The following is a 23174-nucleotide window of genomic DNA, read 5'->3' on the forward strand; positions in this document are numbered from 1 at the left end:
AAAGATTAGCGGAAGATAGTATAAGTGCAACTAAGGCTCCGCCAAAAGCTTGGCGTAGCCAAGTTTTCTAATGTGAACAATCCGAATGCAGGTATCTCCATTGACAAAATAGCATAGTAGTGTTTTAAAATATATATATTCAAAAATTCAAATATTCATCAATAGAGAAGAAGGGATATTGTGGGAAGAGCATCGTTAGGGCGGTTTTCGGGATATTCGGTGGAGGCTTTACGCAAGGATTTGCTGGCAGGTCTGATCGTTGGGATCGTAGCCATACCGCTGTCTATGGCATTTGCCATCGCGTCAGGAGTCAAGCCTGAGTACGGCATTTATTCAACGATCATCGCAGGCATCTTTATCTCTATCTTTGGCGGTTCGCGATACCAGATCGGCGGTCCGACGGGAGCGTTTATCCCCATACTTCTGGGCATTGTTATGGTGTATGGGTATGAAAACCTGTTGATAGCCGGGTTCATGGCAGGAATTCTGCTGGCGCTGATGGGGGTTTTTCGGTTAGGTTCGCTGATCAAATTTATTCCTCGTCCTGTAACAGTTGGGTTTACCTCAGGGATTGCGGTGATTATCTTTTCTGGGCAAATTGGCAACTTTCTAGGGCTTTCCGGTATGGAGAGACATGAGGATTTTATCTCCAGTATGGGGGAAATCCTGCTTCATCTGCATTCCTTCAACCTGTATAGCGTGGGTACTGCGCTGCTCTCTCTCCTTCTGATCGTGGCCACACCGCGATTGTTTCCGAAAATGCCTGGACCGTTAGTCGGCTTGATCGTGTCCAGTGTCGTGGCCAATCTCTTTTTTCCTGAGAAGATCGCGACAATTGGCTCTACATTTGGCGAGATAGCGAGTGGCTTGCCCGCTTTTCATTTTCCGCTGCTCACTTGGGAAAAAGTCATCCAGATGCTGCAGCCCGCGCTCGTCATCGCCTTGCTTGGCGGAATCGAATCCTTGCTGTCAGCTGTGGTGGCAGATCGTATGACCGATAGCAAGCATGATAGCAACCGCGAGCTGGTCGGGCAGGGGATCGCCAATATCGTGGCGCCGTTATTCGGCGGTATTCCGGTGACGGGAGCGATAGCGCGAACAGCTACCAATATCCGAAATGGTGCTGCTTCACCTATAGCAGGGATTGTTCATGCGTTTGTGGTGCTTGCTGTTCTCCTGCTTTTCGCTCCGTATGCTTCCAGTATCCCGATTGCCAGCATGGCGCCTGTACTCATGGTCGTGGCCTGGAATATGAGCGAGCGCAAAGAGTTCATTCATTTGCTGAAAACGAGGACCAGTGATTCTTTCATCCTGCTGATCACCTTTTTGCTGACCGTTTTTGCCAACCTGACGATTGCAGTGGAGGTGGGGCTCGTGTTGGCAGTCCTTCAATTTATCCGGCAGATGGGGCAGTCTGTAAAAGTCACCAGAGTGCTTCCTGACCACCAGGACAAACATAGCAAGGTGAGAGCGCATGTAGTCTCAGAGCTGCACGATTGTCCGCAGTTTCGCATTTGCACCGTGGAAGGCCCGCTCTTCTTTGGAGTCGCGAAGATGTTTGGTTCCTCTTTGATCGACTCGATTGATCATCGTCCCAAGGTATTGCTGCTTCGCATGGGCAAAGTTCCGTATCTCGACACGACAGTGGATCAGCATCTGGCTGGCATTGTGCATCACGTTCATTCCAATGGAGGGATTGTGCTCATCTCCGGGATGCAGGAGCAGCCCAGAGCTGTGCTGCAAAAAACAGGCTTAGTCGAAGAGATTGGCGAACAACATTTCTTTGAACATACAGGCGATGCTATTGATTTTGCCTTGACGAAACTTGACAATAAGAAGTGTATTGGCTGCAAGCATTTTGCTTTCCAGGAATGTACCCTTCTGTCCAGTCCGATCAGGGAAAGTAGAGCGGGTCAGGAGGAAACACATACAGCAACGGCTTCCCATTAAAGAAAAGGAGGAGACGGATGAATTTAGAACTGCAACAGTTTAAAGCAGATTTTTTCAAGGCTCTGGCACACCCTTTGCGTATACGCATTCTCGAACTGCTGGCTGAAGGCGACAAGAACGTCAACGAGCTGCAAACGCTGATCGGGACAGAGGGCTCTGCGGTCTCGCAACAATTGAGTATCCTGCGCGCCAAAAACATCGTCTATGGAACGAAGGATGGAAACAAGGTGCTGTATGCCCTGCGCGAACCGCTGATTGTGGATCTTCTCCAAATCGCCCGGCAGATCTTCAACAACCATTTGATAGATGCGATCTCCATGCTGGATAAGTTCAATGACGAAAACAGCAGCGAGAGCGAATACTCCACAGGTAAATAGGAGAGATGATGCAAAGCAGCAGGGGAGTGTCCTGCGAACTCGCTTGATTGAAGCATCAGCAAAATCATCCTAGAAAAAGAGGAGCGAATGATTCCCGTCTCCCCCAGTGTAGGACCGGGAAGTTTCTAGCAGGCTGACTCCTGAATAGATAGGAATCCGCATGTACCAACGAAAAATCTACGTAAGCTACCGGAAGAAGCCACCTTTGAGCAGGTGGTTTTTTTCTTTTGAGAAGATTTCGACAGATTCATTTCTAATTCAACAAAACGTTAACTACAATACAATTCGCATTTTGAATGACGTTTATAATCCTTACTAAGAGCAAAACATGCGCTAGCGAAAAGATAGAGAGGGTGGGGAGGCGCGAAACCTAAATATTTGTAATCTTTTAAAAATACAAGCAAGATCCATGGATAAAAGGGAGGAAATTGAAATGGGTATTCGCACAGGCGCCCAATATATCGAAGCGGTGAAATCTCGCCAGCCAGAGGTATGGATGTCGGGCCGTAAAATCACCAACGTATTCGATGAGCCGGTATTTACACGTCCAATTCTGGAAATGGCCAATCTGTATGACTTGCAGCATGATCCCAAGTACCAGGATCAAATCACACACGTCTGTGAGGAGACAGGGGAGCGCACGAACAACGCTTTCCTGGTGCCGCGAAATTACGAGGATCTGCAAAAGCGCAGAGCGGTATTTGAGGTTTTTGCCAAGGCAACTTTCGGTCTGATGGGCAGAACGCCAGACTTCCTGAACGTCGTAGTGACTTCGATGTACAGCAACGCAGACTTCCTCGACAAGTACAACCCGAACTGGGCAGTAAATATCAAAAATTACTACCGTTATATTCGCGATAATGACCTGTTCCTGACCCATGCGATCATCAATCCGCAAAACGACCGCAGCAAAAGCTCCCATGAGCAAAACGACATGTTTACGCACTTGGGTGCCGTCAGGGAAACTCCGGAAGGCTTGATCGTTCGCGGAGCGAAAATGCTGGCTACACTGGCACCGATCACCGATGAAGTCATCATCTATTCGTTCCCAGGCTTCAAGCCGGGTGATGAGCGCTACGCACTGGCCTTTGCCCTGCCAGTCGACACGCCTGGACTTCGCATGCTTTGCCGTGAGCCTATGCAGGACGGCACGCGGCCACTCTTCGACCATCCGCTGGCTTCCCGCTACGAGGAAATGGATGCAGTTCTGGTCTTCGATGATGTACTGGTACCGTGGGATCGCGTATTCCTCTACAACAACGTAGAAGCGGCCAACCTGCTGTATCCGAAGACAGGGATCGCCCAGCAGCCTGCTCACCAATCAGGTGTGCGCGGATTGATCAAGCTCCAGTTTGCTGCAGAAGTGGCTTGCCGTGTAGCAGATTCCATCGGTGTCGATGTGTTCCTGAACGTACAGGATCAGCTCGGAGAACTGATTCAATCCGTCGAAACCATCCGCGCGCTGCTGCGAGTGGCGGAATACGAATTTGAAACCTTGCCGTCTGGCGAAGTCATGCCGGGTGGGGTATCGCTGGAAACCGTACGCGGCTTGATGCCGACCATGTATCCACGCGCGATCGAGGTCATGCAGATCATCGGCGCTGGCGGTCTCTTGATGTCCCCGACCGGTGCAGACTTCGAAGCTCCGGAAATCGCAGGAGACATGGAGAAGTACTACCAGGGCCGCGAAGGCATCACCGGAGAGCACCGCGTAAAACTGTTCAAGCTCGCATGGGATCTGTGCGGTGAAGCCTTTGGACAGCGTTTGCTCCAGTATGAGCGCTACTACACAGGCGATCCCATCCGCAAGAGAGCGATTTTCTACAATCAATTTAAGCGCAACAACAATTTTGATCTGGTAGACGAGGCGTTGAACCTGCCTGATTTCCTCAAGTCGAAAACGACTGTCTAGAGATCGGTCAATCAGAACTCGGCTTTCATCGTTCCTTCATCAGGATGAATGTTGGGAGGAGAAAAGATGGAAACGCATGCAGAGGGAACGCTGAGCTTGACTGGCTCTGTCATCGCGATCGGTGCCTTTGACGGCGTTCACAAGGGGCATCAGGAAGTGATTCGCCGAACCGTCGATCGAAGCAGGGTGCTGGGCGTTCCCAGTGTGGTTTATACCTTTGATCCTCCTCCTCGTCATTTCTTCCAGGGTGCACAAATCCTGACCACTGTTCAGGAAAAAGTGGAGCGTATCGCACAATTGGGCATTGATCATGTGGTCATCGCCCGTTTTGATCAAGCCTTCACGAGACGCACGGCTGCTGCATTCATTGCGGACTTGGCAAAGCTGGGCCCGCTGGAAGTATCCGTAGGCAACGATTTTCAATTTGGAAGAAACCGAGCAGGCGATGTAGGGCTGTTGGCTCGCCATTTTCCTGTTCATATCACAGAGCCTGTCCATTGTTCAGATGGTCAGACGATTTCATCAACCAGAATTCGTCTGTTGCTTTCGCAAGGAGAGACACAAAAATCGGTTTCTCTATTGGGATGGTAAGCATATTTACGAGAAGTGAGTGATTGGATGCCGATCGTAGAGATTCGCATATTGGAAGGAAGATCAGACGCCGACAAAGAGGCCCTGATCCAAAACGTGACTCTGGCAGTAGGCGAGTCCCTCAACGTCCCGGTGGAGAGAGTCCGAGTGCTGATTCAGGAATTGCCGCACAAGCACTGGGCGGTTGGCGGACAGACCATGGATAAATTGCGTCGCTAAATCCATTCATACCCAAATAAAAGGAGAGAATGCAAAATGGCAACCAAATTAATGCCTATCAATCTGTGGAAGTTTATCGAAGAAAACAAGGATCAGCTGAAACCACCCGTCAACAACAAAGTGATCTGGAAAGACGCAGAGCTGATGGTCATGCTGTTGGGCGGTCCGAACAAGCGCCGCGATTTCCACGTCGATCCGTCCGAAGAAGTTTTTTATCAGCTCAAAGGGGATTGCTACGTCGAGATCATCAACGACGAAGGCAAACGTGAAGTGATCACGGTTAAAGAAGGCGAAATCTTCTGGCTGCCTCCAAATGTCCCGCACTCCCCGCACCGTGTAGCAGACACCATCGGCCTGGTGATCGAACGCGATCGCGCAGATGGCGAGCTGGAGGACTTCGTATGGTTCTGCGACAAGTGTGATCACCAAATGCACAAGGTGACTGTGCAATTGACCAATATCGAGGTACAGGTAAAGGAAGCGATTCAAGGTTTCAATGGCAGTGAAGATCTTCGCACATGCAAAAATTGCGGATACGTAATGCCAGAAGAAGCGAGTGAATGGAAATGCGAGTAGACTTTCATACGCATATCATTCCGGAGGATCTCCCCAATTTCGTCGAAAAGTTCTCTGGTGAACGCTGGCCGACCTTGCAGCGTACATGCACCTGCGGAGCCAATATCATGGTTGCCGGCAAAGTATTTCGCGAAGTAACGGACCAGTGCTGGGATCCTGCCAGACGGATTGTCGATATGGAGAATGAAAACGTAGACATTCAGGTCTTGTCTCCGATCCCGGTCACCTTCTCCTACTGGGCGCCAGCGGAGCAAGCGGCTCTGATGGCACAAATCCAGAACGATTTCATCGCCGAAACCGTCAAGCAATATCCGAATACGTTCATCGGGCTGGGTACAGTACCGCTGCAGGATACGGAGTTTGCGATTCGGGAGATGGAGCGCTGCATGAATGAGCTGGACATGAAGGGAATCGAGATTGGCACCAACGTCAATGGCAAGAACCTGGATGACCCTTCACTGATCGACTTTTTCGCGGCATGCGAAAAAATGAATGTCCCGCTATTCGTACACCCTTGGGAGACATTGGGCAAGGACCGCATCACACGCCACAACCTGATGTACACCGTCGGGATGCCGAGTGAAACAGCCTTGGCCGCAGGAAGCCTGATTCTCGGGGGAGTCATGGAGAAGTTTCCGGATCTCAAGATCTGCTTCGCACATGGAGGCGGGTCATTCCCTTACATCCTGCCGCGCATGGACAAAGGCTGGAAGGTATGGCCGCATCTGCGTCTGATCGACAAACCACCGAGCTACTACGCCAAGAAGTTCTACTTCGACTCTCTGGTGAACGATCCGCGCATCGTGCAATTTTTGGTCGATTCCTTCGGGCATGACAAAATCCTGATGGGCTCCGACTATCCGTTCCTGCTGCGGGAAATTCCGCCGGGCAACGATGTGGAAAACACGCTTACGCTCACAGAGGAGCAGAGGAAAGCCATCATGGGAGAGAATGCCCTGCGCTTTTTAAATATGAAATAAAAGGTGACGAGAGATCATGGAAAACCAAGCGAAAACACCTGAGCAAATCCTGGAGGAGCTGGGATATACACTCCCTGAGCCGCGACAGGCAGTCGGCAATTACGTAGGCTGCGTGCGCGTCGGCAACCTGCTGTTTACTGCAGGGCAAGGAACGAACGAATATCGCGGCAGTCTGGGCAAGGACGTCACGATTGAAGTCGGCTACGATGCAGCACGTCAATGCATGCTCAACCTGCTGGCCGTCGTCAAGCAGGAAGTAGGCGAGCTGAGTCGGGTTAAGCGGATCGTGAAGATTTTGGGCTTTGTGAACAGCGAGCCTGATTTTACCGACCAGCCCAAAGTGATGAACGGGGCTTCTGATCTGCTCGTCGCCGTGTTCGGTGAAAAAGGAAAACACGGACGCTCGGCGGTAGGGATGGCACAATTGCCGCTCAACAATGCAGTGGAAGTCGAAATGATCGTCGAGATTGAAGAATAGCGGAAGGGGGATTCACGTGAATAAGGTCGCTCAAGATTATACGAAATCCGTCAAAGATGCCAAATTGTTTATTAACGGCGAATACGTCGATGCTATCGCGGGGAAAACCTTTGATACGATTGATCCCGCTACGAATCAAAAGCTGGCAACGGTAGCAAGCGCAGGTGTCGAGGATGTGGAGAAGGCCATCGAAGTCGCACAGCGCACTTTTGAAAGCGGCGTGTGGAGCGAAATGTCCGTGGACGACCGCTCCAAGATTCTGTGCAAAATGTCCGATCTGGTCATGGAGCGCGTAGAAGAGCTGGCTGTGGTGGAAACACTCGACGTCGGCAAGCCGATCAAGGAGAGCCGCGGCTTTGATATCCCGCGTGCGGCCTCCAATCTGCGCTTCTTCGCGGAAATGGCGAAATACGTCAACCACGAGCACTATGAGCAGGCCAAGCACATGTCTTATTCCAAATATGCGCCTGCAGGTGTAACCAGCCTGATTATCCCGTGGAACCTTCCTTTCATGCAAATGACCTGGAAAGCTTCTGCAGCACTGGCGGCGGGCAACACCGTCATCGTCAAGCCGGCATCCTACACGCCGCTGTCCGCAGTCATGCTGGGGGAAATAGCGAATGAAGCAGGACTTCCACCGGGCGTTTTGAATATTATCACAGGACCGGGTGGCAGTGTCGGTACGGCAATGAGCACACATAAATATGTTCGTCGGATTTCCTTCGTAGGTGAGACGACGACAGGGAAAACCGTCATGAGAAATGCTGCTGAAAACTTGATTCCGGTATCGCTGGAATTGGGCGGCAAATCCGCCAACATCGTATTTGAGGACGCGGATCTGGATGAAGCAGTGGCAGGCTCTATCGAAGCCATTTTCCGCAATCAGGGTGAAATCTGTTTGGCAGGTTCTCGCTTGCTTGTACAAGAGAGCATCTATGATGTTTTCCTGGAAAAATTCACGGCAGCGGTGAAGAAGATCAAGGTCGGCAACCCGCTGGATGAAGATACCGATATGGGCGCCATCGTTTCCAAAGGGCAGCTCGAATCCGTGGACAACTACGTGCAAATCGGTTTGTCCGAAGGCGCGAAGCTGGCTATCGGTGGAAAACGCATCCCTGAGCTGGGCGAGGGCAACTTCTATGAGCCTACGGTTTTGTACGATGTAGACAACAAAATGCGCGTGGCACAGGAAGAGATTTTCGGTCCTGTACTGGTCGTGATTCCATTCAAAACAGAGGAGGATGCCATTCGCATCGCCAACGATTCGATCTACGGCTTGGCAGGTGTCGTTTGGACCAACGATTTGCGTCGTGCCCATCGCGTGGCGGCACGCATCAATTCCGGCCTTCTGTGGATCAACTGCTGGTACTACCGCGATCTGCGCACGCCATTTGGCGGCTCGAAAGCGAGCGGCGTAGGACGCGAAGGCGGCAGACACAGCTTTGAGTTTTATACAGAAGCGAAGACCATAACTTTAAAGTTGTAAGTTGACGCGTAAAGAGTGGCTATTCAGTCACTCTTTATGGCATCTAGATAAGGAAGGGAGCCATCTACATGAAACAAGTACTTGAAGAGATTGCAAGCGAATTGCTGGAAGCGGAACGCACCAAACAGGGAATCGCTCCGATTACAGAACGCTTTGCGGAGCTGGATGTTACGGATGCGTACGAAATCCAATTGGAAGTACTGAGAAGAAAGCTCGCAGAAGGTCGTCACGTGATCGGCAAGAAGGTGGGCCTGACGAGCGTTGCGATGCAAAAAATGCTCGGAGTGGATGAGCCGGACTACGGACATCTGCTCGATGATATGCAGGTAGCGGACGGGGCAGTCGTGGATACAAGCAGCATGCTGATCCCGCGCGTAGAAGCGGAAATCGGCTTTGTCCTGAGCAAAGATCTGGTTGGACCGAACATTACGTATCTGGATGTATTGATGGCGACCAAATATGTGGTGCCGACGATCGAAATCATCGACAGCCGCATTGCGGACTGGAAGATCAAGCTGATCGATACCGTAGCGGATAATGGCTCCTCGGCAAAGGTTGTTGTAGGGAGCAAAATCAGTGCTATTGACGGTATTGATATCGGCAGTGTCGGCATGACGCTGGTCAAAAATGACGAGATGATCGCGACCGGAGCAGGGGCTGCTGCGCTTGGACATCCGGCACATGCGGTTGCTTGGTTGGCTAACAAGCTGCACGAATTCGGAATCCAGCTGAAAGCGGGAGAACTGATTCTGCCGGGAGCGCTGTCAGGAGCGGTTGGCGTGACCAAAGGCGATCATATCGTCGCTCATTTCGGGTCTCTCGGGTCCGTTTCTGTCAAGTTCAACTAATCGGTGGGGAGGAAAGAAGCATGAGTAAAGTGAAAGCTGCTATCATTGGCTCGGGAAATATCGGAACGGACTTGATGTATAAGCTCGAGCGCAGCGATGTAATCGAATTGACTGCCATGATCGGAATCGATCCTGAATCAGATGGTTTGAAGCGTGCAGAGGAGCGTGGTTACAAGGTGTTTTCCAACGGCATTCAAGCCATCGAGGAAAACCCGGATGTAGCCGATATCTTTTTTGATGCGACATCCGCCAAAGCCCACGTTCGCCATGCAAAAGTGCTGAGAGAGCTGGGAAAACTGGCGATTGATTTGACGCCGGCAGCGCGAGGACCTTTTTTCTGTCCTGCAATCAATCCAGGCTCCAACCTGACCGAACAGAACGTGAACATGATTACCTGCGGCGGACAAGCGACCATCCCGATCGTGTATGCGGTCAATCGCGTAGCCGATGTGACGTATGCGGAGATCGTCGCGACGATCTCCAGCAAGAGTGCGGGGCCGGGCACCCGTGCCAACATCGATGAATTCACGATTACGACCAAACGCGGAATCGAAGAGGTAGGCGGAGCCGATCAGGGCAAGGCGATCATTATCCTGAACCCAGCTGAACCTCCGATATTGATGCGCGATACGATTTACTGCGAAGTGAAGAACATGGATCAGGAAAAGATCAGCCGATCGATTGCCGAGATGGTCGAAACCGTCAAACAATACGTACCTGGCTATCGGATGAAGCAAGAGCCCATCTTTGACGAAAATCGCGTGACCGTGTTCCTTGAGGTAGAGGGAGCAGGCGATTATTTCCCTAACTACGCAGGAAATCTGGATATCATGACGGCTGCGGCTACGCGCGTGGCGGAAGATTACGCTCGCCACATGCTGAGCCAACCGAGCAAGTAATCGAGAAAGGGAGAGGGGATCACGAATGAAGCGAAAAAGTGACAAGCCCATTAAAATTACGGAAGTGTGTCTGCGCGACGGAAGTCACGTGGTTGCCCATCAATATACAGAAGAGCAAGTACGCAGTGTAACCCGTGCCTTGGACGACGCCGGGATGCATTATATCGAAGTCAGTCATGGAGACGGTCTGGGTGGATCGACACTACAATACGGCCGATCGCTCGTAAACGAGATGAGGCTGATCGAGGTAGCCGCTGAGGAGTGCAAGAACTCCAAGCTGGCAGTACTGGTGCTGCCGGGTATTGGTACGGCTGCGGAATTGAAGCAGGCGCATGGCCTGGGTGCTAGTCTGGTTCGTGTAGCCACACATGTGACGGAGGCGGATGTTTCTGCTCAGCACATCAGCATTGCGCGGGAGCTGGGCATGGAGACACTGGGCTTTCTGATGATGGCGCACATGGCTCCTGTAGAGAAGCTGGTGGAGCAAGCCAAGCTGATGGAAAGCTATGGGGCGCAGGCTGTCTATGTGACGGATTCCGCTGGAGCGCTTTTGCCAGATCAGGTACGTGAGCGCATCAGCGCATTGCGTGAATCGCTCGATATCGAGGTTGGTTTCCACGCCCACAACAACCTGTCTGTGGCGGTTGCCAACACCTTGGCAGCGATTGAAGAAGGGGCTACCCGCATCGATGGAAGCGTGCGTTGTCTCGGAGCCGGAGCGGGAAATACACAAACGGAGGTCCTGCTCGCTGTGCTCGATCGGATGGGACTCAACGTAGGCATCGATATCTACAAAATGATGGATTTGGCGGAAAATGTGGTAGGACCGCTCTTGCCGCGTCCGCAGGATATCAATCGTGGCAGTCTGGTTCTCGGATACGCGGGCGTCTATTCCAGCTTCCTGCTGTTTGCTGAACGTGCGGGCAAGCGGTACAACGTAGACCCGCGCGATATATTGCTGGAGCTGGGCAAGCGCAAAGTGGTAGGCGGACAGGAAGACATGATCCTGGATGTGGCCGCAGAACTGAGCAAAGCACAAAAGTTAGGGGTGTAAATAGATGGCTTACACGCAAGCAAAAGATCTGGAAATCGTCGAATATTTACTGTCCGCAGAGAAGGAGCGCAGGGAAGTCGTAAAGGTGACGGACCAATATCCGGACCTCACGATTGAGCAAGCCTATGCGATTCAGGAACAACTGATTGCTCGCAAGGAACAGGAGGGTGCCAGACGCATCGGTCTGAAGCTCGGACTGACAAGCAAGCCCAAGCAGCAGATGATGGGCGTTCACGAAGCGATTTACGGGTATTTGACGCACGATATGCTGGCGCTGGAATGGGAAGGGATCGCTTTTGACCAGCTGATTCATCCCAAGGCCGAACCGGAGATTGCCTTTTTCATGGGAGAAGACCTGCAAGGCACGAATGTGACCGCTTTGGACGTCCTCCAGGCGACACAGTACGTCGCGCCTGCGATTGAGATCATCGACAGCCGTTACCTGAACTTCAAGTTTACACTCGTGGATGTCGTAGCAGACAATTGCTCGTCAGCGAAATTCGTCATCGGGAACAAATGGCATTCTCCTGCCGGACTGGATCTGGGCAATCTCGGGATGTTCATGTCGAAGAACGGCGCTGTGAGCCAGGTAGGGTCCAGCTCTGCTGTTCTGGGCCATCCGGCCACATCCGTAGCTTGGGCAGTGAACAAGCTGGGGGCAGAGGGCAAAGGTCTGAAAAAAGGCGATGTCGTACTGAGTGGTGCTATCTCGGAAGCCATCGCATTTGAAGCGGGCGATACGATTCAGGTGCAGTTTGCTGAATTGGGAAGCGTCTCCTTCACCTGCAAATAACCCGAGGGAGCAGAGGGGATTCTCATGGTACAGAATACGGTACATTTAAAAGTCCATTGGGGCGATACCGATATGGCCGGTATCATTTACTATCCCACCTATATGAAGTGGTTTGATATCGGAATGCTGACTCTGGTAAATGAAATGGGCGTATCCGTGCTAGACTTGTTTCACAACGAAAAAATCGGCTTGCCGCTCCTCGATGCAGGTGTGACCTGCCGCAAGCCGCTTCTGTATAACGATGCTGTGCGCGTCGTCTCCCGCGTCACCGAAGTCAACAGCAAAACCTTCCGCTTGGAGCATGAAGTGTATCGCGGCGAAGACCTGGTCGCCAACGGACACGAGCTGCGCGGCTGGGTACAGTTCGATGACAAGGGTAACTTGAAGGCAGTTCCGATCCCGGATGAGGTGCGGGAGCTGTTTTTGCAGGATAAGCTGTTGAATGTGTAATCGAATCAATACGTGCGGTTCCATAAAAGAGGCCTATGCAAATACATGCATAGGCCTCGAATCATTTCTTGAGCTTAATTGGCCCAGGGAGCATGTGTTTTTCCTATCAAGCCACGTTGGACGGCTTGGCTATCTCGAGCTGCTCCTGTCTGCCGCCAGGGATGTGGCCAACGACCCGACGGTAATGCCGGAGGAAAGCACGTAGTTTACGAAATCAGGGGTGCCGTTCAGAGCTTCTTTCGGCAGCACCGTTACCGCGAGCGTAAGCAGGATCGGCACACCGATTACCATCATGCTGCGGTCGTCGATGGTAATATGTTGAATCACCTTGATTCTTGATTCCGTTGGCGACGATAGTGACGCAGACAATGCCGAAAATACCGTTGATGACCGGTTCCGGGATGCATGTGATGACTGCGGAGAGCTTGGGCACGAGTCCCAGGACAATCAGGATGACCCCACCGGCCATGATGGCCATTCGGCTGCCCACACCCGTTACAGCGATCAGGCCAGCGGGCGTTATCTCATTCAATTACGAGTTGAATCTGTCCGACAAAGAAATCAACCAGTTCCAGGACCAGATTTTCGCACAGGACAAGCCGATTGTGGAGAACCAGAAGCCGGAGGACCTGCCGCTGGATCTGCAAGTGGAGCTGTCTCTCAAATGTGACCGTGTCAGTATTGCCTACCGCCAGTATCTGGCTGAGATGGGCGTCAAACTGGGCACGGCCTGAAAAAACGGCCCCTTTGACCTGTGAGATAGGTCGGAGGGGCCGTTTGCATAACGCTTAGTCCTCAGAAGGAATAATGATATCTTCATTTAAAATCGCACGCAGTCGATTCAGGTCATTGATATGAATGGAGCGGTTGGATACCGTGACGATCTCTTTCTTTTCCCATTGCTGAAGAATTTTATAGACCGTAATGCGAGAAGTGCCAATGTAATTCGACAGTGAAATCTGATTGATCGATATGCTCGTTTCTTTGCTCTTGTTATACATTTTCAGCAGGAAAAAGGCCAGCTTTTGCTCAAAAGAGCGGTTTTCCTGCGCCACAATCTCAGCCAGCAGACGCTCTTTGCGGATCAGGGACTGCAAGAAAATATCGATAGCCGCCGGATTTTCCTTGCAGATGCTTTGGAATGCTTCATTGGAAAAATAGTATACGATGGATTGCTTCGTCACATGGGCCGTTGAAAAGTACGGCTCCTTTTTTATGCCGGCTTCACCAAAAAGCTCTCCCTGTGTAACGATATCGATGATGCGCTCATCGCCCTTGTTGGAGGTCAATTTGATCTTTACCTCGCCGTCAAACAGATAGTAAAATCCTTTTCCGATCTCGCCTTGATGGAACAAGGTCGTTTTCTGTGGAAACGTTTTTTTGATTCCCTTTGACAGATAAGGCTCCCAAGCATACTTGTGATGAGTCATATCCATCCCCCTCAACCAAAATATCTATATAAGTGTTAAATGGTTAATATTCGAAATATCCCTTAATTCCTAATATTAATACAAATCATAAATTGAACCCGTTCTCTTGTAAAGAATTGTTCCTGATCTTGTGTCAGATATCGAATTGAGGAAGTGTCGAATCATCAGCTTTCCTGACACAACTGTAAAATGCTTAGCATATTGAATTTTTTAAATAATCTATCATGGTTAAACAGGTTACAACTACTTGAAGGAGGTGAAGGAGATGAAACAAATTCGATTTCACGGTCGAGGCGGGCAGGGCGCTGTGATGGCATCCGAGCTGCTGTGCCATGCACTGGTGCATGAGGGCAATTACGGTCAATCCATCCCAGCTTACGGCTTTGAACGCCGCGGCGCACCGCTTGAAGCGTTTGTGAAGCTGGATAGCAAACCGATCCGGGAACGAACGCAGGTGTATGAGCCTGATGGCATCATTGTGCTTGACTCCGCTCTCATCGTACAGCTCCCGATTTTTAATGGTGTAAAAGCGAATGGATTTGCGATTCTTAACTCCCGTAAAAAAATGACGCTGGACGATGTTCCAGAAAATGTGGAAACGCTTGCGACGATTGATGCTGTACGCATAGCGCTGGAAGTATTCAAGGCACCGATTACCAACACCATTTTGCTTGGCGCTTTTGCTCAGGCGACCAAACTGGTTTCTTTACAGTCGTTGTCCGAATGTATAGAGATTAACTTTCCGAAGAAAATCGTAGAAAAAAACCTGGTAGCAGTTGCGCGTGGATTCAATGAAGTACAGGTTGTCACGCGCAGCGGCCAGTTACAGAAGGCGGAGGGATAAGAGATGAGCGCAAAAGTACCTGACAAGTTGTATCGACTGACAGGTGATGATGTTGCCTCCGTTGGGAAAGGGCTGTATGTGGTCAATACCGGTCTTTGGCGGTATCAGCGTCCGGTGACAGATCCGGATCTTTGCAAGCGATGCTCTGCTTGCTACATGTACTGTCCCGTCGGATGCAAGCTTGAGTTGAACACCCATTACGATACGAATCTGGATTGGTGCAAGGGCTGCGGGATTTGCGCAGAAGTCTGTCCAGCCAATGCCATTACGATGTATGAAGAGGTAGGTGAGGAATAGTGGGCAAAATTGACGTATTGAATGGAAACAAAGCTGCGGCATGGGGAGCCAAGCTGGCACGTGTCTCCTTGCTGGCAGCCTATCCGATCACACCGCAGACGCCGTTGGTCGAATATTTGGCCACATTCGTAGCCGAGGGTGAAATCGATGCCGACCTCGTAGAAGTAGAGAGTGAACATACCGCACTGAGCGTCTTGCAGGGCGGGGTATTCGCAGGAGCACGCACCTTTACAGGAACCAGCTCACAAGGTCTTGCCCTGATGTATGAGCCGTACATCCGAACCAGTACCATGCGTTTGCCGATCGTCATGGCGCTGGTTACCCGTGAAGTGATTTCACCGCAAACCGTCTGGGGCGGTCAGCAGGATGCCGTCACCGTTCGCGAAGCGGGATGGATTCAGATCTGGTGTGAGAGCAACCAGGAGGTTTTGGACACGGTCGTGCAAGCCTATAAAATCGCGGAGAACAAAGGCGTTCTTCTTCCGGTAAACGTCTGTTACGACGGCTTCTCGCTTTCCCATATGGCGGAGCGGGTAGAAATTCCCGAACAGGAGAAGGTGGACAGCTTCCTGCCAAAGCCGGATATCACTCATGTGAAGCTGGATCCGGACAAACCGATGTCTGTCGACCCGCTGACGGCAGGTCCGATGCTGACGGAATTCCGGCATAAACAGGTAACGGCGATGAAGTACGCCAAGGAAGTCATCGAGGAAGTCCGTCAAGAGTGGTCCCAGCTTTTCGGTCGAGATCACGGTGGCATGGTGGATGTTTACCGTATGGAGGATGCCGACATCGCCATCGTCTGTATGGGAAGTCCGGCGGGAACTGCGCGCGTGGCGATTGACGAGATGCGGGAGCTGGGCATCAAGGTAGGGATGGTGCGCATTCGCGTCCTGCGTCCATTCCCGGTAGAAGAGATGCAAGCGCTGCTCTCCGGGGTAAAAGCGATTGGCACGATCGATCGCAACGTTTCCTTTGCGGCAGGCTACGGCACCAGCTACCTCGAATTGCGTACGGCGTTTGGCGGCAAGCGCATGCCTCCGATGATCGACTTTATCGGCGGGCTCGGCGGCTCCGATGTCACGCTGGAGCAAATCAAGCAAGCCATCGTGATTACCCAGTACGTAGCCAATGGCGGCGAGTATCGCGACGTGACCTGGTTCGGTCTGGATGAAGTGGACGTCGATCAGCTGTTTGATTTAGAAGACCAAGCAGATCAAGAGGTAAAGGAGGGGATCGTGTGATGGAGAGTAACAACAATAACTATTCGACGCGTCCGAAAGGCGCCAAGGCAACGCTGGTAAAGGATGATTCCTTCTTTACCAAAAAGAGATTCGGCTTTATTTTCCGGGAAGAAAAGAAAATCAAGGAAGCGTATTACGATGTGACCCGGCATGAGGACCTGCTGTCACCGGGCAACTCTGCTTGTCTCGGGTGCCATGCCGAGCTGGCACTGCGCACGACCCTGCGTATTCTGGGGCCGAATACGATCCTGGCTATTCCTCCTGGCTGCATGGGCGGTATAGGTGTTGTCGGCTTCCAGGGCGGATCGGGAACCAAAATTCCCGTCTTTTTCCCGCTGTTGGACAATACGGCAGCGATGCTGGCCGGGATCAAGCGGCAGTATCAGCGGGAAGGCCGCGATGTGAATGTAGTGGCCTTTGCCGGTGACGGCGGTACAGCGGATGCGGGCTTCCAGTCCTTGTCCGGAGCAGCCGAGCGTGGAGAGAACATCATCTACATCTGCTACGACAACGAAGCCTACATGAACACAGGGGTTCAGCGAAGCGGAACGACGCCGAAATGGTCGTGGACCCAAACCACGCCTGTAGGGGAAAAAAGCCAAGGGAAATCGCAAAAGGGAAAAGATATGCCGATGATTATGGCAGCACACAACATCCCTTACGTGGCGACTGCTAACCCTTCGTTCTTGCCTGACTACATCGACAAATTGAAAAAAGCGATGCAGGTAAAGAACGGCATGTCCTACATCCACCTCTACTCGGGCTGTCCGACAGGCTGGAAATTCCCGACGGAGAAAACCATCGAGGTAGGCAAGCTGGCAGTAGAGACCAACCTGTATCCGCTGTGGGAGTGTGTGGAAGGCAAGTTCAGAATGACCTATGAAGTGAAGAAGCGTACACCGATCGAGGAGTATACGCGTTCCATGCAAAAGTATGCTCACTTGACGGATGAAGAAATCCGCAGCCTGCAATACTCGGTGGACCAAAATTACAAAAGGCTCAAAGACCTATGCAGAATCACGTAAAGGCGGATATGCCGTATCAAGTGGAAATCGACGCAACGGCCCATGCATGGAGGATGCCGTTCGTCTGGGTCTTTGAAAAGCTGTTCCGTGCAGGTGATGCAGTACGCTTGGGCAAGACGACCCTGTACGTAAAGGATGCGAAGGGGAACGTCATTCATCAGGAGTATTACGGAAAAAGCAGAAAAGCAGCGTGGTACCGGCAGTTGGAAATTGAGCAAAAGATGAAGGAACTGAATGCAACGGAATTCGAAAAATGGTTAAAGGGAGGCAAATAAAATGAGTACTTCCACAAAAGATCTACTGGGTGATCTGCTTGCCGGCATTGTCAGCGGAGGCATTGAAGTCGTCGATTTGGCTCAACCATTGAACGAAAATACCCCTGTCATGCAATTGCCGGAGCCGTTCGTCAATACGGGAACTTTCCGCTACAATCGCCTTTCCAACTACGATGAGAACGGTCCAGCGTGGTACTGGAACGATTTCACCACAGGTGAGCACGTAGGAACGCACTTCGATGCACCGCGTCACTGGATCAGCGGGAAGGGCCAGGACGGCGTCGATACGCTTCCGATGAAGAACATGATCGGGGAAGCGTGTGTGATTGATGTGAAGCAGAAGTGCCAGGAAAACCCGGATTTTTTATTGACGGTCGCAGACATTCTTGAATTCGAGAGTGTGCACGGCAAGATTCCGGAGCACGCCTACCTGATCCTGCATACGGGCTGGGCAGAATACAACGACAATCACGAAAAGTTCTTCAACGTGGGAGCAGACGGCATGCCGCATACCCCTGGATTTGCGCCAGAAGCTTCCGAGTTTTTGGCAAAGGAAAGAAAAATCCTGGGCGTCGGGGTGGAGACGGTAGGGACAGACGCAGGAATCGCTGCGACATTGGAGCCTGCTTTCCCTAGCCATTACTACATGCATGAGGCTAATCGCTACGGCATGGCCTCCTTGGCGAATGTCGACAAACTGCCGCCAAGAGGTGCCATCATCATTGCGACACCGCTGAAAATTACCGACGGCAGCGGAAGTCCAATTCGTCCGATTGCTTTGGTTCCCAGGGCTAAGTAAGGCATACGTTCTGACCTGAACAGGTATATCACATCTCGAGGAGCAAAATGAGCCATTCATTTTGCTCTTAACACCCATTTATATACAGAATATTTTTAATGTTGGATCATTTTGTTCTTCATTTATTTTATTCCTTTAAGGGTGGTTACGAGTATGAGCGAAAAAGATATGCAGTCTGTCATTGAAGACCATGCGCTGGAGAGTGTGCCGGAGTCAGAGCGTCAAGGCTGGCTGAGTCTCTCCTGGAATACAGCGGGGATTGCGACCACACTCATTCAGCTGTTTTTCGGGGCACTGGTCACGTTTGTTGCAGGGATTAAAATCGGGATCATCGCAGGGCTGATCGTGACGGTCGTAGGAGGAGCGCTTGGTTGGGCCGTTGGGCACATCGCCTTTAAATCAGGCCTTTCAAGTACGGTCATGTCGCGCATATACGGCTTCGGAATCAAAGGCTCGATTATTGCTTCAGCGATTTATGGCTTTATGATTCTAGGTTTTTTAGCCATTGAGAATGCGTTGTTGTACAAGGGCTTTCTATTTTTCTTTGCCATCGAGGACACGCTGACAGCAAAGATCGTGATTTACGGAATCTTAACGATATTATGGATTGTTATTACCACATTCGGTTTCAAATTGGTAGCGAAGGTATCATCCTATTCCTTGATCGCGTTTTTCGCCGTGCTGCTGTACATGCTCTTTGACATTATCGCGGTATCGGGTCAGTCCTGGAGCTCTGTCCTCTCATTCGGAGCACAATTCCCACCTGAGGTTCTCGCTTCGATGGGAGTGACGAGCGATACGGACAAGCTGATCTTCGGGATTAACGTACTGATCGGGTCTGCGGGAGCTTTGGCGCTGGTCGATGCAGACTTTGGGCGCTATGCGAAAAGGTCGCGGGATATCGGGATCGCAGCATTCCTGGGGAACATCGCAATGGATATTTGCATGCTGACCATTGGCGGACTGGTGATGTTTGCCGGGATGCCGACGATTACGGACTACTATATGAAGGTGCAGGGCATGGATGCGGCGACAGCGGCACAGACAGCCTTGCAAAGCCCTGACAGTATCGCAGCAGCCTTTATCATTTTCGGTGGAATCATTGGATTTATATTAATGGTATTGGCGCAATTCAAGGCACAGGTGCTCAATACGTACAGCGGCTCGCTCGCCTTGTCCAACCTTTTCGCCAGTTTGAACTGGAAGCCCGGACGCTTCGTCTTCGTCGTGATGGGGAACGTCATTGGTCTGATCATGCTTTACGGGCAAATCCTTGCGTTGGTCAACGCCTGGATCACGATTCTGGGTGTGATTACAACATGCTTTGCCGGTATTATGATCGCAGACTATTTCATCGTTCGTCCAAAGCTGGGGCAGCAGGATACAGCCAAATTCGGAGCAGAGGAAATCAACTGGTCAGGCGTCCTGTCTACAATCATTGGGGTAATCCTGGCACACTACGTCCTGAATACCGTCGTGCCGATTGAGTTCTTTACATCACTGGTCGTATCCGGTGTCGTCTATCCGATCCTTCGTTTGTATGTATTCAAGCCCAAGTATGCGGTGGATGGACCAAATTTGCGTTCCTTAAACATGAAATGATGAACGAAAAGCAAATCGCCGTTCCCGCATAATCAAAAGAGAGAAAAGAAGCAACGGATAGGAGAAGGGGAGGAACACGAATGCAAACACATGTGAACAAGAACGTCGATACGTTCAAGGCGATCATGGGTAGCTATCCAACGGGAGTTACCATTATTACGACAGGGGATGCAGAAGGGAATCCAGCTGGTCTGACGGCGAACTCCTTTGTATCCGTCTCCATCGATCCTCTGTTGGTACTCTTCTGTGTAGACGCCAAGGCGGGATCCTTGCATGCTTTTAAGAAGGCAGGCAGGTTCGCCGTACACATTCTGGCAGAGGATCAGAACGAGGTTTGCTGGCGCTTTGCGAGCAGAGAGCCCAACAAGTTTGACGATGTAGAGTGGAGCTGGTCCAAGAGAAGGCTGCCTGTTCTGCCGGAGTCGCTAGGGCTGATGGAATGCAAGACAGCCCAGGTCGTGGAAGCCGGGGATCACACGATCTTTATTGGCGAAGTGGTGCATATTGAAAAGACAGACAAAGAGCCCTTGCTGTACTTCAGACGCAAGGTCGGCAGCATCCCGGATAGTTGGTTTGCCTAGTTTTTTTACCCAGAATGCCATACACGAAAGCCAGAATTCTACGTCGAGCAGAATTCTGGCTTTCACACTTGCCTATGGATTATGAGGTTTGAAGCCCCCGCAAATATTCATGGACTCTCCAAAACTCTCGCTGAACTGCCGATAGATAGGTGAGAGCCTCTCTTTGATTGGAATTGCAGTCCAATTCCTCCATCTGAGCAAGGAGCTCAACCAAACTGATGGCTCCGATAAATGCGCAGCCTGATTTGGTAGAATGAAGGATTCGGGTAAAGAATGGCTGGTCCTTTTGTAAAATGGCCTCTTTTAGCTGCGCCATGGCTTTCGTATTTTGCCGTTCAAATCCGCGAGGCAGTGGAGAAGGAAGGCATTTCGTTTGACCGTTTAACCAAAATCATCATTACTCATCAGGATCGGGATCACATCGGGAGCTTGCCTGAGCTGGTTGCGGCTTTTGGCGGGAAAGTCCAAGTGCTGGCTCATGAAATCGCGGTGCCGTACCTGGCAGGGGAAACCCCGCTCATCAAAAGCGGTGCGCTGGCACCCTATGTAAAAGTCGATCAGACGCTTCAGGACAAAGAACTTCTCCCTGACTGTGGAGGCATTGAGATCATCTATACGCCGGGGCATTCTCCTGATCATATCTCTTTGTATCATCGCCCCAGCAAGACCTTGATCTCCGGCGATGCACTCACATCTCGAGATGGAGTGCTCATGCCTTTTGATCCCAAATTTACTCCGGACAAAGAGACTGCCCTGCTGTCGGTAGGCAAATTGCTAGACTATGACATCGATCATGTGATTACCTATCACGGGGGAGTTTGTTCGGGAGGTATCAAAGAACGCCTCAACGAAATCGTAGAGAACCCGATCCAGTAATGGAGTGAAAGGAAATAGCAGACTCCGTGAAACCGGTCCATTCAAACAAGCATGTCTTGTACGAGGGACTGGTTTTTTGTTTCGTGCGAAAAGAGAATCTTCGGAGGGAGGCTACTTTTTTTCGTGCCAGGGGAATCCCGAAGTTACGGGACTACACATATACATTTCGGGGAATTGTCGAATATAGTAGAAAAAGAAACAGAATATATGAAATATTCACTATAAAATGTGCGAAGGAGAGTTGACTAGTGAAATTTGGACTTTATTCCGAAATGCAGCTGTCAAACGGCAAAACCGAAAAGCAATTGTACGATGAAGTGATCAAGCAGATTATTCATGCGGATCAGGTGGGTTTTGATGTATACTCGCTGATCGATCACCACCATTTCTCCAGGTTCTCGATCTCTGCCAATCCCCTGGCTATCTATACGGCTGTGGCGCATCAGACACAGCATATTCGCTTCCGTACAGCCTTGCACATTTTGCCACAAGTAAACCCGCTGCGCATGGCAGGAGAAATTGCAGTCGCAGACATTTTGACGAATGGCCGGATTGAGGTCGGAGTAGGGCGCGGCCACGCTTGGGTATTCCCGGACGAGGGCATCGTACCGATCGAAGAAGCCAAACCGAGATTTGAAGAAGCATTGGCGATTCTGGAGCAGGGACTGAGTGAAGGTCGCGTCAATTTCGAAGGCAAATACTATACAGCGAAAGACGTCGATATCGTACCAAGCCCATTGCAAAAGAAAATGCCCTACTATACAGGTGGAACCAGCAATCATACTTACGAACAAGCCGGTATCAAAGGCTGGGGAATTTTTGTACCGCCATTGCTACCATTGGAAAATCTCAAGGAACAGCTCAATATTTATCGTGACGCTTGCTACAAGCATGGCAATGAGCCGCAGGTTGTCTGGCTGCATGCGGTCTACATGGACGATGACGCGGCGCAAATTCGCAAGGAATCCGAGAAGCACTTCAAAAACTTCCTCGCTGGAAACAGTGCGCCAACCGTCGCTTTGCCAAACCGCGACCGCATGCTCAACGCCGGATTCAACTTCTACGCCAAAGGCATTCTGGAGAAATTGGCAGACATGACTTACGAGCAAATCACCGAGGGCGATGTGGTTTGGATTGGTACGCCAGAAGAAATCTGTGAAAAAATTGAGCGCGTGAAGCGTGAGGTAGAAGGCTTGACGGAGATCGATTTCTTGACCAACTACGGCGGAATGGATCATTGGAAAGTGATCAAGCAGCAAGAGCTGATCAGCAAGCAGGTTATGCCGAACTTCAAATAAGCGCAGGCTCCCGTGCAGTGCAACAAACCTCAATGGGTAATTTCTGAATTCAGGGATTACCCTCTTTTTGTCCATGTTCTTTACCAAAATTTTTGGGGGAAGCATGATGAAAATATGGCAAAATCGTGAAGCAGTTAACATCCCCGCACACGAAATCGTGGTATCCTTTACCGGAATCGTTATCTATGGTCAACAAATCGGACGAAAGATTGGTTTTCCAACAGCGAACCTCTCCGTGGAACAGGATGTGGACGAGACGAGAAAGCGTATTGAGCAGAGCTGAGCTCAGC

General features: G+C 50.9%; 27 protein-coding genes and 2 pseudogenes. 26 read left to right on the forward strand and 3 right to left on the reverse strand.

What is annotated here, in order from left to right; translation table 11 throughout:
- Positions 1 to 180 precede the first annotated feature (180 nt).
- The 14 genes from JZI27_RS03365 to JZI27_RS03430 all read left to right on the forward strand — a co-directional run bounded on the left by JZI27_RS03365 (position 181) and on the right by JZI27_RS03430 (position 12613).
- Positions 181 to 1950 (forward strand): SulP family inorganic anion transporter, encoded by a 1770-nt coding sequence (locus JZI27_RS03365; RefSeq protein WP_122911391.1) that lies wholly within the window; start codon positions 181 to 183, stop codon positions 1948 to 1950.
- 17 nt (positions 1951 to 1967) lie between these two features.
- On the forward strand, positions 1968 to 2327 hold the full coding sequence (locus JZI27_RS03370; RefSeq protein ID WP_122911390.1) for an ArsR/SmtB family transcription factor: 360 nt from the start codon (positions 1968 to 1970) through the stop codon (positions 2325 to 2327).
- A 433-nt stretch (positions 2328 to 2760) separates the two neighbouring features.
- The gene (locus tag JZI27_RS03375) at positions 2761 to 4239 is read left to right on the forward strand and encodes a 4-hydroxyphenylacetate 3-hydroxylase family protein (RefSeq protein WP_280206784.1); all 1479 of its coding nucleotides are present in this window, start codon (positions 2761 to 2763) and stop codon (positions 4237 to 4239) included.
- Between the two features lie 66 nt (positions 4240 to 4305).
- Complete coding sequence (locus JZI27_RS03380; RefSeq protein ID WP_251243246.1) at positions 4306 to 4830, forward strand: FAD synthetase; 525 nt, start codon at positions 4306 to 4308, stop codon at positions 4828 to 4830.
- A 27-nt stretch (positions 4831 to 4857) separates the two neighbouring features.
- Positions 4858 to 5049 (forward strand): 2-hydroxymuconate tautomerase, encoded by a 192-nt coding sequence (locus tag JZI27_RS03385; RefSeq protein WP_251243247.1) that lies wholly within the window; start codon positions 4858 to 4860, stop codon positions 5047 to 5049.
- Between the two features lie 36 nt (positions 5050 to 5085).
- On the forward strand, positions 5086 to 5625 hold the full coding sequence (locus JZI27_RS03390; protein WP_057134163.1) for a 3-hydroxyanthranilate 3,4-dioxygenase: 540 nt from the start codon (positions 5086 to 5088) through the stop codon (positions 5623 to 5625).
- The gene (locus tag JZI27_RS03395) at positions 5610 to 6605 is read left to right on the forward strand and encodes an amidohydrolase family protein (RefSeq protein WP_280206785.1); all 996 of its coding nucleotides are present in this window, start codon (positions 5610 to 5612) and stop codon (positions 6603 to 6605) included. The genes JZI27_RS03390 and JZI27_RS03395 overlap by 16 nt, the downstream gene beginning before the upstream one ends.
- Before the next feature lie 16 nt (positions 6606 to 6621).
- A complete protein-coding gene (locus JZI27_RS03400) occupies positions 6622 to 7083 on the forward strand; it encodes a RidA family protein (RefSeq protein ID WP_122911385.1) in 462 nt (153 codons plus the stop codon).
- 16 nt (positions 7084 to 7099) lie between these two features.
- Complete coding sequence (locus tag JZI27_RS03405) at positions 7100 to 8569, forward strand: aldehyde dehydrogenase (protein WP_280206786.1); 1470 nt, start codon at positions 7100 to 7102, stop codon at positions 8567 to 8569.
- Between the two features lie 68 nt (positions 8570 to 8637).
- Positions 8638 to 9417, forward strand: coding sequence for a 2-keto-4-pentenoate hydratase (locus JZI27_RS03410; RefSeq protein WP_122911383.1), 780 nt, complete (start codon positions 8638 to 8640; stop codon positions 9415 to 9417).
- Between the two features lie 20 nt (positions 9418 to 9437).
- Positions 9438 to 10316 (forward strand): acetaldehyde dehydrogenase (acetylating), encoded by an 879-nt coding sequence (locus JZI27_RS03415; protein WP_280206787.1) that lies wholly within the window; start codon positions 9438 to 9440, stop codon positions 10314 to 10316.
- 25 nt (positions 10317 to 10341) lie between these two features.
- Positions 10342 to 11370 (forward strand): 4-hydroxy-2-oxovalerate aldolase, encoded by a 1029-nt coding sequence (gene dmpG / locus JZI27_RS03420; protein ID WP_280206788.1) that lies wholly within the window; start codon positions 10342 to 10344, stop codon positions 11368 to 11370.
- 4 nt (positions 11371 to 11374) lie between these two features.
- Positions 11375 to 12163 carry a 2-keto-4-pentenoate hydratase gene (locus JZI27_RS03425; RefSeq protein ID WP_280206789.1) on the forward strand — a complete coding sequence of 263 codons (789 nt, stop codon included), beginning with the start codon at positions 11375 to 11377 and terminating at the stop codon, positions 12161 to 12163.
- Positions 12164 to 12187: 24 nt separating this feature from the next.
- Complete coding sequence (locus tag JZI27_RS03430; protein WP_122911379.1) at positions 12188 to 12613, forward strand: acyl-CoA thioesterase; 426 nt, start codon at positions 12188 to 12190, stop codon at positions 12611 to 12613.
- Positions 12614 to 12742: 129 nt separating this feature from the next.
- Here the strand turns inward: JZI27_RS03430 and JZI27_RS03435 are convergent.
- Positions 12743 to 13127 (reverse strand): annotated as a pseudogene (locus JZI27_RS03435) (solute carrier family 23 protein); the annotation flags it as partial.
- Position 13128: 1 nt separating this feature from the next.
- Between JZI27_RS03435 and JZI27_RS03440 the strand changes: the two are divergent.
- Positions 13129 to 13347 (forward strand): annotated as a pseudogene (locus JZI27_RS03440) (aromatic ring-hydroxylating dioxygenase subunit alpha); the annotation flags it as partial.
- 54 nt (positions 13348 to 13401) lie between these two features.
- Here the strand turns inward: JZI27_RS03440 and JZI27_RS03445 are convergent.
- On the reverse strand, positions 13402 to 14043 hold the full coding sequence (locus JZI27_RS03445; RefSeq protein ID WP_280206790.1) for a Crp/Fnr family transcriptional regulator: 642 nt from the start codon (positions 14041 to 14043) through the stop codon (positions 13402 to 13404).
- 265 nt (positions 14044 to 14308) lie between these two features.
- Between JZI27_RS03445 and JZI27_RS03450 the strand changes: the two genes are divergently transcribed.
- The 8 genes from JZI27_RS03450 to JZI27_RS03485 all read left to right on the forward strand — a co-directional run bounded on the left by JZI27_RS03450 (position 14309) and on the right by JZI27_RS03485 (position 20710).
- Positions 14309 to 14887 carry a 2-oxoacid:acceptor oxidoreductase family protein gene (locus JZI27_RS03450; protein ID WP_122911377.1) on the forward strand — a complete coding sequence of 193 codons (579 nt, stop codon included), beginning with the start codon at positions 14309 to 14311 and terminating at the stop codon, positions 14885 to 14887.
- A gap of 3 nt (positions 14888 to 14890) precedes the next feature.
- On the forward strand, positions 14891 to 15184 hold the full coding sequence (locus JZI27_RS03455) for a 4Fe-4S binding protein (RefSeq protein WP_122911376.1): 294 nt from the start codon (positions 14891 to 14893) through the stop codon (positions 15182 to 15184).
- Entirely contained in the window at positions 15184 to 16428 is a 1245-nt protein-coding gene (locus JZI27_RS03460; RefSeq protein ID WP_122911375.1) for a phenylglyoxylate dehydrogenase, read from the forward strand. The genes JZI27_RS03455 and JZI27_RS03460 overlap by 1 nt, the downstream gene beginning before the upstream one ends.
- The gene (locus JZI27_RS03465; RefSeq protein ID WP_122911374.1) at positions 16428 to 17453 is read left to right on the forward strand and encodes a thiamine pyrophosphate-dependent enzyme; all 1026 of its coding nucleotides are present in this window, start codon (positions 16428 to 16430) and stop codon (positions 17451 to 17453) included. Before JZI27_RS03460 ends, JZI27_RS03465 begins: the two co-directional genes overlap by 1 nt.
- Positions 17438 to 17728 (forward strand): hypothetical protein, encoded by a 291-nt coding sequence (locus tag JZI27_RS03470; RefSeq protein WP_280206791.1) that lies wholly within the window; start codon positions 17438 to 17440, stop codon positions 17726 to 17728. The genes JZI27_RS03465 and JZI27_RS03470 overlap by 16 nt, the downstream gene beginning before the upstream one ends.
- Before the next feature lies 1 nt (position 17729).
- The gene (locus JZI27_RS03475; protein ID WP_122911372.1) at positions 17730 to 18527 is read left to right on the forward strand and encodes a cyclase family protein; all 798 of its coding nucleotides are present in this window, start codon (positions 17730 to 17732) and stop codon (positions 18525 to 18527) included.
- A gap of 153 nt (positions 18528 to 18680) precedes the next feature.
- Positions 18681 to 20129, forward strand: coding sequence for a purine-cytosine permease family protein (locus JZI27_RS03480; RefSeq protein ID WP_280206792.1), 1449 nt, complete (start codon positions 18681 to 18683; stop codon positions 20127 to 20129).
- An 80-nt stretch (positions 20130 to 20209) separates the two neighbouring features.
- Entirely contained in the window at positions 20210 to 20710 is a 501-nt protein-coding gene (locus JZI27_RS03485) for a flavin reductase family protein (RefSeq protein WP_280206793.1), read from the forward strand.
- Between the two features lie 79 nt (positions 20711 to 20789).
- Here JZI27_RS03485 and JZI27_RS25005 read toward each other — a convergent pair whose 3' ends face one another.
- On the reverse strand, positions 20790 to 21026 hold the full coding sequence (locus JZI27_RS25005; protein ID WP_481752789.1) for an Hpt domain-containing protein: 237 nt from the start codon (positions 21024 to 21026) through the stop codon (positions 20790 to 20792).
- On the opposite strand from JZI27_RS25005, the gene JZI27_RS03490 reads away from it, so the two are divergent.
- The 3 genes from JZI27_RS03490 to JZI27_RS03500 all read left to right on the forward strand — a co-directional run bounded on the left by JZI27_RS03490 (position 20984) and on the right by JZI27_RS03500 (position 23167).
- A complete protein-coding gene (locus JZI27_RS03490; RefSeq protein ID WP_280206794.1) occupies positions 20984 to 21586 on the forward strand; it encodes an MBL fold metallo-hydrolase in 603 nt (200 codons plus the stop codon). The genes JZI27_RS25005 and JZI27_RS03490 overlap by 43 nt on opposite strands.
- Positions 21587 to 21834: 248 nt before the next feature.
- Positions 21835 to 22884 (forward strand): LLM class flavin-dependent oxidoreductase, encoded by a 1050-nt coding sequence (locus JZI27_RS03495; protein WP_122910046.1) that lies wholly within the window; start codon positions 21835 to 21837, stop codon positions 22882 to 22884.
- A gap of 106 nt (positions 22885 to 22990) precedes the next feature.
- The gene (locus JZI27_RS03500; RefSeq protein WP_183185148.1) at positions 22991 to 23167 is read left to right on the forward strand and encodes a riboflavin kinase; all 177 of its coding nucleotides are present in this window, start codon (positions 22991 to 22993) and stop codon (positions 23165 to 23167) included.
- The last annotated feature ends 7 nt before the right edge of the window (positions 23168 to 23174 follow it).

Source organism: Brevibacillus sp. AY1 (genome assembly GCF_029870785.1).
GTDB classification, from domain to species: Bacteria; Bacillota; Bacilli; order Brevibacillales; family Brevibacillaceae; genus Brevibacillus; species Brevibacillus invocatus.

Bases quoted from the DNA above. Each gene is read 5' to 3' on its own strand.
- JZI27_RS25005 (WP_481752789.1), bottom strand. From the start codon at position 21,026: ATGGCGCAGCTAAAAGAGGCCATTTTACAAAAGGACCAGCCATTCTTT.
- dmpG (WP_280206788.1), top strand. From the start codon at position 10,342: ATGAAGCGAAAAAGTGACAAGCCCATTAAAATTACGGAAGTGTGTCTG.
- JZI27_RS03485 (WP_280206793.1), top strand. From the start codon at position 20,210: ATGCAAACACATGTGAACAAGAACGTCGATACGTTCAAGGCGATCATG.
- JZI27_RS03410 (WP_122911383.1), top strand. From the start codon at position 8,638: ATGAAACAAGTACTTGAAGAGATTGCAAGCGAATTGCTGGAAGCGGAA.
- JZI27_RS03450 (WP_122911377.1), top strand. From the start codon at position 14,309: ATGAAACAAATTCGATTTCACGGTCGAGGCGGGCAGGGCGCTGTGATG.
- JZI27_RS03390 (WP_057134163.1), top strand. From the start codon at position 5,086: ATGGCAACCAAATTAATGCCTATCAATCTGTGGAAGTTTATCGAAGAA.
- JZI27_RS03370 (WP_122911390.1), top strand. From the start codon at position 1,968: ATGAATTTAGAACTGCAACAGTTTAAAGCAGATTTTTTCAAGGCTCTG.
- JZI27_RS03475 (WP_122911372.1), top strand. From the start codon at position 17,730: ATGAGTACTTCCACAAAAGATCTACTGGGTGATCTGCTTGCCGGCATT.
- JZI27_RS03470 (WP_280206791.1), top strand. From the start codon at position 17,438: ATGCAGAATCACGTAAAGGCGGATATGCCGTATCAAGTGGAAATCGAC.
- JZI27_RS03385 (WP_251243247.1), top strand. From the start codon at position 4,858: ATGCCGATCGTAGAGATTCGCATATTGGAAGGAAGATCAGACGCCGAC.
- JZI27_RS03500 (WP_183185148.1), top strand. From the start codon at position 22,991: ATGAAAATATGGCAAAATCGTGAAGCAGTTAACATCCCCGCACACGAA.
- JZI27_RS03430 (WP_122911379.1), top strand. From the start codon at position 12,188: ATGGTACAGAATACGGTACATTTAAAAGTCCATTGGGGCGATACCGAT.
- JZI27_RS03400 (WP_122911385.1), top strand. From the start codon at position 6,622: ATGGAAAACCAAGCGAAAACACCTGAGCAAATCCTGGAGGAGCTGGGA.
- JZI27_RS03375 (WP_280206784.1), top strand. From the start codon at position 2,761: ATGGGTATTCGCACAGGCGCCCAATATATCGAAGCGGTGAAATCTCGC.
- JZI27_RS03425 (WP_280206789.1), top strand. From the start codon at position 11,375: ATGGCTTACACGCAAGCAAAAGATCTGGAAATCGTCGAATATTTACTG.
- JZI27_RS03480 (WP_280206792.1), top strand. From the start codon at position 18,681: ATGAGCGAAAAAGATATGCAGTCTGTCATTGAAGACCATGCGCTGGAG.
- JZI27_RS03490 (WP_280206794.1), top strand. From the start codon at position 20,984: ATGGCTGGTCCTTTTGTAAAATGGCCTCTTTTAGCTGCGCCATGGCTT.
- JZI27_RS03445 (WP_280206790.1), bottom strand. From the start codon at position 14,043: ATGACTCATCACAAGTATGCTTGGGAGCCTTATCTGTCAAAGGGAATC.
- JZI27_RS03380 (WP_251243246.1), top strand. From the start codon at position 4,306: ATGGAAACGCATGCAGAGGGAACGCTGAGCTTGACTGGCTCTGTCATC.
- JZI27_RS03455 (WP_122911376.1), top strand. From the start codon at position 14,891: ATGAGCGCAAAAGTACCTGACAAGTTGTATCGACTGACAGGTGATGAT.
- JZI27_RS03395 (WP_280206785.1), top strand. From the start codon at position 5,610: ATGGAAATGCGAGTAGACTTTCATACGCATATCATTCCGGAGGATCTC.
- JZI27_RS03465 (WP_122911374.1), top strand. From the start codon at position 16,428: ATGGAGAGTAACAACAATAACTATTCGACGCGTCCGAAAGGCGCCAAG.
- JZI27_RS03415 (WP_280206787.1), top strand. From the start codon at position 9,438: ATGAGTAAAGTGAAAGCTGCTATCATTGGCTCGGGAAATATCGGAACG.